Origin of the sequence: Ornithinimicrobium panacihumi (assembly GCF_052073805.1) — a bacterium.
Taxonomy (GTDB): domain Bacteria; phylum Actinomycetota; class Actinomycetes; order Actinomycetales; family Dermatophilaceae; genus Ornithinicoccus; species Ornithinicoccus panacihumi.
Window position 1 is genome coordinate 38,711 of record NZ_JBQGWG010000026.1, and the last position, 8,629, is coordinate 47,339.

The window sequence follows — 8,629 nt, forward strand, 5'->3', positions numbered from 1 at the left end:
CGACATGGCCACGCCCCAAATCCTTGTTCTTGGCGCTGGAGCCGCCGGCTCCGCCGCCGCACGCAGTCTCGCCGCCCGTGACGACGTCCGGGTGACGCTGGTGACGCAGACTCGTGAGACGCCGTATACGCGGATGCTGATCAAGGGTGTCGCGTTCGGACCGACCTCCCCAGAGCTCATCAAGCTCCCTCTGCCTGACATCGAGGTCATCGCCGACACCGTTGTCGGGGTCAAGCCCTCGGTGCAGGTGGTGCAGCTGGCTTCCGGCGTGCAACTCGCCTATGACGCCCTCATTGTCGCGACCGGAAGCAAGCCCCGCCCCCTCACCACGACGGTCATCCACCGCGAGACCTCCGCGAATCGAGGGCGGGTCGGCACGCTGCACTCCCTTGAGGATGCTCTGGGCATCCGTGAAGCGCTGACCAGCCTCGGCAGGCCTGCGCGTGTCGCGATCTACGGCGGCGGAATAATCGCAGCCGAAACGGTCTCTTCGCTCCATGCCGATGGGCACACGGCCATACTGATCTCTCGTAGCCAGATTCCCGGCATCGGTGCCTTCGGGGCACCCATGGCCGAACGCATCGCCAACGACCACGTCGCCACAGTTCAGACGCGGTTCGGTCACACCATCCAGCGCGTCGATGAAACCGCGTCCGGCGTCGCCATCACCCTCGATCACGGAAACCCCGTCTTGGCAGACTTCCTCCTGGTTGCACTGGGCACGATACCTTCCGGACCGGCGCCCTGGACGGACGGCGTCGACGTCGATGACCGCCTCCGCGCGCAGGTCACGCACGTCTACGCGGCCGGAGGAGTCGCGACGCACCGTGACGAAGCACTGGGTACCTGGCGTATCGACCACTGGGAGGACGCCGCAGCCCAGGGCGCGCACGCGGCGCAGGTGGTGCTCCACGACCTCGGTATCGAGGACGACCCCGGCGCCTACTTGCCGCGCAGCCCCTACCTGGCGATGGTCCATGGCCGGGTCATCTCCGGGGTCGGCTACACGGGCGGCACGGCTAGCCGCTTCGAGGACGGCGACGAGTTCGTGGTCCGGCACGAGAAGGGCGGGGTCGTGGTCGGCGTCAGTGGCGTCGATGCCGTGGGTACCGTCTATCAGTGGGGGCAACGCCTCCATACCGTATCGGTCTGAGGTCTGTCCGAAACTGGTACTACTTGCACAACGAGGAGCAGAGACCATGAGCGACCCGCACACACATCCGCGCCATCACGATCACTCCAGCGCAGGGAATGTACCCGGTTCCCACGCGCACCATGAGCACAGCGCGATGCAGCCCCGGTCGGAGGAGTCTGCCAACTCGCATCACGCGCAGGAGAGTCACCTGCACCACCAGGGCCATGATGCTCACACCACGGGCCACGCTCACGCGGCTCATGAGACGCACGGCGGCCATGGCGATCACAATGGGCATGTCGGGCATGGCGATCACGTAGGACAGTTCCGTCGTCTGTTCTGGATCAACCTCATCATCGCCGTTCCGGTGGTCGCATCATCGCCGATGTTCGCCATGCTCCTCGGCTATGAAGTCCCCGCGTGGGCACGATGGGTCGCGCCCGTTCTCGGTACTGTGATGTACCTCTGGGGCGGGCGGCCCTTCCTCACTGGAGCGTGGAGCGAGATCACCAGCCGCAAGCCCGGCATGATGCTGCTGATCGCTCTGGCGATCACCGTGGCATTCTTCGCGTCCTGGGCAGCCTCGCTGGGACTCGTGCATCACGAGCTCGAGTTCTGGTGGGAACTTGCGCTACTTGTGGTCATCATGCTGCTCGGTCATTGGATCGAGATGCGATCCCTCGCTCAGACCACCTCCGCACTCGACTCGCTGGCCGCGCTGCTGCCTGACGAAGCCGAGCGCATCGAAGGCGACCAGGTCGTCACCGTCGTTCCAGGTGAGTTGCGCGTCGGGGACATCGTCATTGTTCGCCCTGGCGGGAGCGTGCCAGCCGACGGTCGCATCGTCGACGGCCGCGCGGCGATGGACGAATCCATGATCACCGGGGAGTCGCGCACCGTCACCCGACTCGAGGGCGACCTGGTGACCGCCGGCACGGTCGCCACTGACTCGGGATTGCGCGTGGAGGTCACAGCCACCGGAGACGACACCACGCTTGCGGGAATCAACCGTCTGGTTGCCGAAGCGCAGAACTCGTCCTCACGCGCACAACGCATCGCCGACCGCGCCGCCGCGCTGCTGTTCTGGTTTGCCCTGGGGGCGGCGATCCTCACAGGCATCGTGTGGACGCTCGTCGGCGACCCCGACGCGGCTGTCGTGCGCAGCATTACCGTGCTCGTGATCGCCTGCCCGCACGCGCTCGGCCTCGCGATCCCGCTTGTGGTGTCCATCGCCACGGAGCGCGCTGCACGCGGTGGCGTGCTCATCAAGGATCGCCTCGCGCTGGAATCCATGCGCCACGTCGATGCTGTGCTCTTCGATAAGACCGGCACGCTCACCAAGGGCGAGCCCACCGTCACCGGAGTCGCACCAGCGGGTGGCCTCAACGCCGACGACGTACTTGCGCTTGCCGCTGCGGCCGAGGCCGACAGCGAGCACCCTCTCGCGAAAGCCATCGTCGCTTCCGCCAGGGATCGCGGTCTCATGATCGAGGCCGCGACCGGCTTCTCATCCTCGCCGGCGGTGGGAGTCACCGCGACCGTCTCCGGACACGAGATCAGGGTGGGCGGGCCGCGCATGCTCGAGGAGATTGGCCAGTCCGAGATCGGCGATGCCGAGGCGTGGCGGGCCGAGGGCGCGATCATCCTGCACGTGGTCCGCGACGGTCGGATGGTCGGCGGACTCCGCCTCGCCGACGAGGTCCGCCCAGAGTCCCGCGACGCCGTCGACGCGCTGCACCGGCTCGGCGTCGAGGTCGTCATGATCACCGGCGATGCCGAAGCGGTGGCCGAAGAGGTCGGCCGCGAACTCGGTATCGATCGAGTATTCGCCGGCGTCCGCCCCGAGGACAAGGCCGCCAAGGTGGCCGCGTTGCAGCATGAGGGCAAGAAAGTCGCGATGGTCGGCGACGGCGTGAACGACGCTCCCGCTCTCGCGCAGGCGGACGTCGGTATCGCCATCGGTGCCGGCACGGACGTTGCGATCGCCTCCGCCGGGGTCATCCTCGCCAGCTCCGACCCCAGGTCGGTGCTCTCCGTGATCGAACTCTCGCGCGCCGCGTACCGCAAGATGAAGCAGAACCTGTGGTGGGCGGCAGGCTACAACCTCCTCTCGGTGCCACTGGCCGCCGGTATCCTGGCCCCGATAGGATTCGTGCTCCCGATGTCCGTCGGCGCGATCCTGATGTCGCTGTCGACCATCGTGGTCGCGCTGAACGCGCAGCTGCTGCGTCGAATCGACCTCACCCCTGAAGCCAGCACCCGTTCCGTTCTGGAACACCAACAGTAAGGACCCCCATGTCATCGGAGAATGACGCCACCACTGGTCACGGCTACATCGACGACAAGAACCAGTACCTCCAGCGCATGAAACGCATCGAAGGTCAGGCACGCGGCATCGCGAAGATGATCGATGAGGAGAAGTACTGCATCGACATCCTCACTCAAGTCAGTGCGCTCACGCGTGCTCTCCAGGGTGTCGCCACCGGCCTGCTCGATGATCACCTCAAGCACTGCGTGCTCGACGCTGCGAGGCTCAGCGATGATGCAGGCAGGGCGAAGATCCAGGAAGCCACCGACGCGATTAACCGCCTGGTGCGATCCTGAAACGCAACTCCGCCTGCCGCTCCTAGGTTCTCGACCCATCCGCTCCGACGAAGGAGACGTCATGCCCCGATTCGCAACGCTCACCCCGGACACGGCCGTGGGGGCCTCTCGCGATCTTCTGAGCGAGCTTGTCCAGCGCCACGGCACCGTCGGCGACATGGTGGCGACGATGGCGCATTCTCCGGCCGTCCTCGGCGGGTACTTGCAGCTGAGCAAGGCCATGCGCCGCGCGAAGCTTGACCGGAGGATCAGCGAGCTCGTCTCGATCGCCGTGCAGTCTCAGCAAGGCTGCGGCATGTGCCTGCGTTCCCATATCGATGCCGCCCACAAATTGGGGCTGACCGAGGAGACTATCTCTCTCGCGCAGCAGGGCACCTCCGAGGATCCCTCGATCGCCGCGATGATCCAGCTGGGCGTACTGGTCTACCGTGAGCCTGCGTCGATCACCGACGCACGGATCGAGGAACTGCGCGGATTCGGATACAGCGACCGAGAGATCACTGATGTCGTCGGCGTGGTGGCGCTGAACATCCTCACGGGTGCCTTCAACCTGGTCGCCGGCCTCACCCCCGGTGACTGAGACCCGGGTGCCTTGGCCGAGAGGATAGGCAGCGGCCTGCAAAGCCGTCCACACGGGTTCGAATCCCGTAGGCACCTCCACCGACTCCCGGGACAGAAGGCTTTGGTCGCCGTGAGCTCCCTTCATGAGTCCCCTCCTGACTGTCGATGCTGACGCCAGAACGCACGCGGCGAGCCCATCGGCGCTCGTGCCCGAAGCGTTCGTAAACCTGTTTCAGAACCATCAATGTGGGAATACCCCCAGGGGGTACACGGTTGTGGCGTGTGACCTATTGATCTGAAGCTGCAGGAGCCCCCGATGAAACTCTTCGCAAACCGCGACTACCGGCATTTGTTCAGCGCCCAGGTGATCGCGCTGTTCGGTACGGGCCTGGCCACGGTCGCGCTCGGGCTCCTCGCCTACGACCTAGCCGGCTCCGATGCTGGGGCGGTGCTTGCGACCGCATTGACCATCAAGATGGTGATGTACGTCGTGATTGCTCCGATTGCCGGGGCATATGCCGACAGGCTGCCGAGGCGCATGTTCTTGACGCTCCTCGATCTAATCCGGGCTGCGGTCGTGCTCGCGTTGCCATTCGTCACGGAGATCTGGCAGATCTACGTCCTCATCGGAGTCCTGCAGGCCGCGTCGGCGGCATTCACTCCAACTTTCCAGGCCGTCATCCCCGACATCGTGACCGAGGAATCGCAGTACACCCGTGCACTGTCGGCATCCCAAGTCGCATACACGATGGAGAGCTTGCTCAGCCCAGTGCTCGCCGCGCTGGCTCTGCTGTTCATGACATTCAACTGGCTGTTCGTGGGCACTTCGATCGGATTCGTCGTTTCAGCCGCCCTCGTGCTCTCGGCGAGGATCCCGAACGCCGCCCCGAGCGGTCGCACCGGCGCGTGGGCTCGGGTTTCATCAGGGATCATCGCGTTCGCCCGAACGCCGACCCTTCGGGGCGTCATGGGGTTGAACCTCGTGGTCGCGGCGGCCGGGTCGATCGTGGTGGTCAATACCGTCAACTACGTGCGCGATCAGCTCGGGGGAACCCAGGCCGACGTCGCCTGGATGCTCGCCGCCTCTGGTGCGGGGACGCTGATCGTCGCGCTCATCCTGCCGCGCGTTCTTGCCCAGGTAGCCGACCGTGCGGTGATGATGGCCGGAGCCGCAGTACTGCTCCTGAGTGTCGCAGCGACCGTGGGCATGGCGATGGCTCAGTTGATCTCATCGCTCGCCACGGCTCTGATCTGGGCTCTCATCGGCGTAGGGATGGCGCTGATCGTCACGCCGACCGGGCGGGTAATCCGGGCTTCGACGCCGCGGGAGGGACTGCCCGCCGCGTTCGCGGCCCAGTTCTCCCTGTCGCACCTGGCCTGGCTTATCACCTACCCGATCGCCGGATGGATCGGCACCGCTGCCGGCTTCGCATTCGCATGGTCGGTGCTCGGAGTCCTCGCCGCAGCGGGGGCGAGTGCAGCCATAGCACTCTGGCCTCGAACTCGAGCCGCAGCGACCCCGGTCGCCGGCGCCCATGGCGGCCTACCGCGCGCTGATGACGCTGCCGAACAGGCACTGACCGAGCAGATCGAACACGCCGAGTGCGTGCTCGCCGCAGGCCAGTGCGCCTGCGCGCGCCCGATCTAAGCAACCTGCCCGCTCGAGGAAGAGCGTATTCTCAACAGTTGCTACCCTACCCCCCTAGGGTATAGATTGAGCCTGTCTTTATATCCCCGCAATCCCATACGAATGGAGCACGCAATGTCCTCGTCCCCTCCGACAAGCAATGCCCGGTGGTGGGGTCTGTTCCTCATCGCACTGGCCCAGTTCATGGTCATCATGGACGCCTCGATCATTGGCGTCGCCCTGCCTCGCATGCAGGAAGACCTCGGCTTCACCCCCCATGATCTGTCCTGGGTGTTCAACGCCTATGTGATCGTGACGAGGCTCGTCGAAGTTCCCCAGTGATGCTCACTGAATTTCCCCACCTTGGGCGGTGGTCAGTGTAGGGGTTGGCGGGTGGCGGCTCGCAGGGTGCCCTGGCGGGCGTGGTGGTCGCGCAGCCGGTAGGAGTCGCCTTCGAGGTTGAGCACGACGGAGCGGTGCAGGAGCCGGTCGAGCATGGCTGCGGCGACGGTGCTGTCGCCTAGGACCTCGCCCCAGGATGCGACGCCGCGGTTGGTGGTGAGCACGATGGACGTCTTGAGGTAGCGCTGGGAGACGACCTGGAACAGCGCGGAGGCGGCCTCGCCGGGCAGCGGCAGGTAGCCCAGCTCGTCGATGATGAGCAGGGTTGGGCCGGCGAAGAAGCGCATGGTGGTGGCCCAGCGTCCTTCGATCGCGGCGCGGTGGCACCGGGCGGCCAGATCGGCGGCGGTGGTGAAGTAGGTGCGGTACCCGGCCTCGGCCGCGGCCCGGCCCAGGCCGACGGCCAGGTGCGTCTTGCCGACGCCGGGCGGGCCGATGAGCAGCACGTTGGTCGCCGACTCCAGGTACCGGCAGGTGGCCAGTTCGTCGATGAGCTTGCGGTCGACGTTCGGGGCGGCGTCGAAGTCGAAGTCGGCCAGGGTGGCCGGGGTGGGCAGTGAGGCGAACCGGAGCCGGCCGGCGAGCTTGCGGGCCTCGGTCGCCTCAACCTCGCGGGCGAGCAGGTGCTCCAACGTCGCGGTCATCGACCACCCCTGCTCGGCGGCGGTTGCCAGGACGGTGGGCAGGTGCTCGGCGGCGGCGTGCAGCTTCAACGCGGCCAGGTGGGAGCGCAGCTGCTGGTAGGTCGACGCCTGGCTGGTGATCATCGGCGCCGGCAGCGCCTCGGTCGTCGTCGCGGTCGTGGGTGTGGTGTTCATCGGGTCAGGGTGTTCCTTCCTCGGGCTGCTTTGTCGTAGGCGGACAGGTCGATGACCACGTCCGCGGTGGTGGCGGGCTCGGGTTGGTGGCGGGCGCGCAGCGCCTGCGCGGCTGCCTGGGCTGCGGGGCCGGGTGGGATGCGTTCCTTGCGCCGGTGCGGCACAGAGGCGTCGTGCCCGGCGAGGACGCGCGCCTCGAGCGCGGTGACGTGGGCGTGCTCGCGGACCATGACGCCAGCACCGTCGGGGGCGAGCTCGTGCCGGGCGATCACCGTCCCGGAGGTGGTGGCGATGTCGATGCGCGTGCTGCCCAGGCGCCAGGTGACGGTCACCTGGGCACGGGCGAGCTCGGGGGCGACGGAGTAGAAGTTGCCGCGCCAGGCCACCAGCGCCTGCGCCGAGACGACCCTCTCCTCGGTGATCGACGCGGGGAACGGGACGGTCGGGACCGGGGCCAGCGGTTCCTTGGCGGCGAGGGTGAGCACGGAGGCCTTCCCGTCGGGGCCGCCGGGCCGCATGCGGGCATCGCCACGGGTGGTGCAGAACTTGTCCAACGACGCCTGCGCCTGCTCCACGGTGACCTCGTCGGCCAGGGTGCGCCACCAGCGTTGGGCGGCGGTGTGGTTGGCCTTCTCCACCACGCCCTTGCGGTTGCCGCGCCGCGGCGGGCAGATCTCCACACCGACGCCGTAGTGCTTGGCCACCGCGGCGAACGACGCGGACACACGCCCGGTGGCCGGGTGGCACACGGTGGCCATCCGGTCGAACCGCCACGAGCGCGTGAGCCCGCCGAGCGCTCTGGTCACGCGGTCGAGGGCGCCGATGAGGTGAGCCTGGTCCATCGAAGGGCACAGCACGCCGCGCCACCGGCCGGAGTGGGCCAGGGCACCGACGAGCAGGAACGCCTTGGTGCCCCAGCCCCAGTGCTCGGGCGGGTCCGGCAGCTCGACCCAGTCCCACTGGGTCTCCTCACCCGGTGGGTGCTCGATCACCGCCGCCGGGCGGCCCTTCGTGCCGGCGCACGGTTCGCAGTGCGGGCGCAGCCCGCGGGTGCGGACCTGCCGGGTGAAGGTGGAGTAGGCCTTGTCGTACCCCAGCTCGACGACCTCGTCGTACAGGGTCATCGCCCACAGGTGCGGGTCCTCGGCCAGCCGGGCGCGGACGTAGTCCACGAACGGCTCGAACGGGTCCTGCCCCGCCGGCTTGCGGACGCCCGCGGCCCGGTCTCCGCGCAGGTAGGCGCGGATGGTCTTACGGTCCCGACCCAGATGCCGGGCGATCGCTGAGATCGTCCAGCCCTGCCGGGCCAACGCGTGAACTTCGATGTCTTCCTCCCGTGACAGCATGGGACGAGGGGCTCCTTCGAGTAGGCGTGTGGTCAGAGACCGCCATCATCGAAGGAGCCCCGCCCGTCCCCGGATGGGGCCACAGGGTGGGGAATTTCAGTGAGCAGAACTGGGGAGATTCACCTGAGCGCCGTCA

General features: G+C 67.2%; 8 protein-coding genes and 1 tRNA gene. 7 read left to right on the forward strand and 2 right to left on the reverse strand.

Annotated elements, in window-relative coordinates; all coding sequences use genetic code 11:
* Positions 1–4: 4 nt before the first annotated feature.
* The 7 genes from ACTMMA_RS16330 (at position 5) to ACTMMA_RS16360 (ending at position 6,269) form a co-directional block, all read left to right on the forward strand.
* On the forward strand, positions 5–1,153 hold the full coding sequence (locus ACTMMA_RS16330; RefSeq protein ID WP_441191173.1) for an FAD-dependent oxidoreductase: 1,149 nt from the start codon (positions 5–7) through the stop codon (positions 1,151–1,153).
* Positions 1,154–1,199: 46 nt separating this feature from the next.
* On the forward strand, positions 1,200–3,422 hold the full coding sequence (locus tag ACTMMA_RS16335; protein WP_441191174.1) for a heavy metal translocating P-type ATPase: 2,223 nt from the start codon (positions 1,200–1,202) through the stop codon (positions 3,420–3,422).
* Positions 3,423–3,430: 8 nt separating this feature from the next.
* Positions 3,431–3,739, forward strand: coding sequence for a metal-sensitive transcriptional regulator (locus ACTMMA_RS16340; protein WP_441191175.1), 309 nt, complete (start codon positions 3,431–3,433; stop codon positions 3,737–3,739).
* A gap of 61 nt (positions 3,740–3,800) precedes the next feature.
* A complete protein-coding gene (locus ACTMMA_RS16345; RefSeq protein ID WP_441191176.1) occupies positions 3,801–4,319 on the forward strand; it encodes a carboxymuconolactone decarboxylase family protein in 519 nt (172 codons plus the stop codon).
* Positions 4,320–4,325: 6 nt separating this feature from the next.
* A tRNA-Cys gene (locus tag ACTMMA_RS16350) sits at positions 4,326–4,399 on the forward strand.
* 217 nt (positions 4,400–4,616) lie between these two features.
* Positions 4,617–5,948 (forward strand): MFS transporter, encoded by a 1,332-nt coding sequence (locus ACTMMA_RS16355; protein ID WP_441191177.1) that lies wholly within the window; start codon positions 4,617–4,619, stop codon positions 5,946–5,948.
* Positions 5,949–6,062: 114 nt separating this feature from the next.
* Positions 6,063–6,269: a hypothetical protein gene (locus ACTMMA_RS16360; RefSeq protein WP_441191178.1), complete on the forward strand. Its 207-nt coding sequence runs from the start codon at positions 6,063–6,065 to the stop codon at positions 6,267–6,269.
* Between the two features lie 32 nt (positions 6,270–6,301).
* On the opposite strand, the gene istB is transcribed toward ACTMMA_RS16360, so the two are convergent.
* On the reverse strand, positions 6,302–7,147 hold the full coding sequence (gene istB, locus ACTMMA_RS16365; protein ID WP_441188763.1) for an IS21-like element helper ATPase IstB: 846 nt from the start codon (positions 7,145–7,147) through the stop codon (positions 6,302–6,304).
* Entirely contained in the window at positions 7,144–8,493 is a 1,350-nt protein-coding gene (locus ACTMMA_RS16370) for a Mu transposase domain-containing protein (protein WP_441188762.1), read from the reverse strand. Before ACTMMA_RS16370 ends, istB begins: the two co-directional genes overlap by 4 nt.
* Positions 8,494–8,629 lie beyond the last annotated feature (136 nt).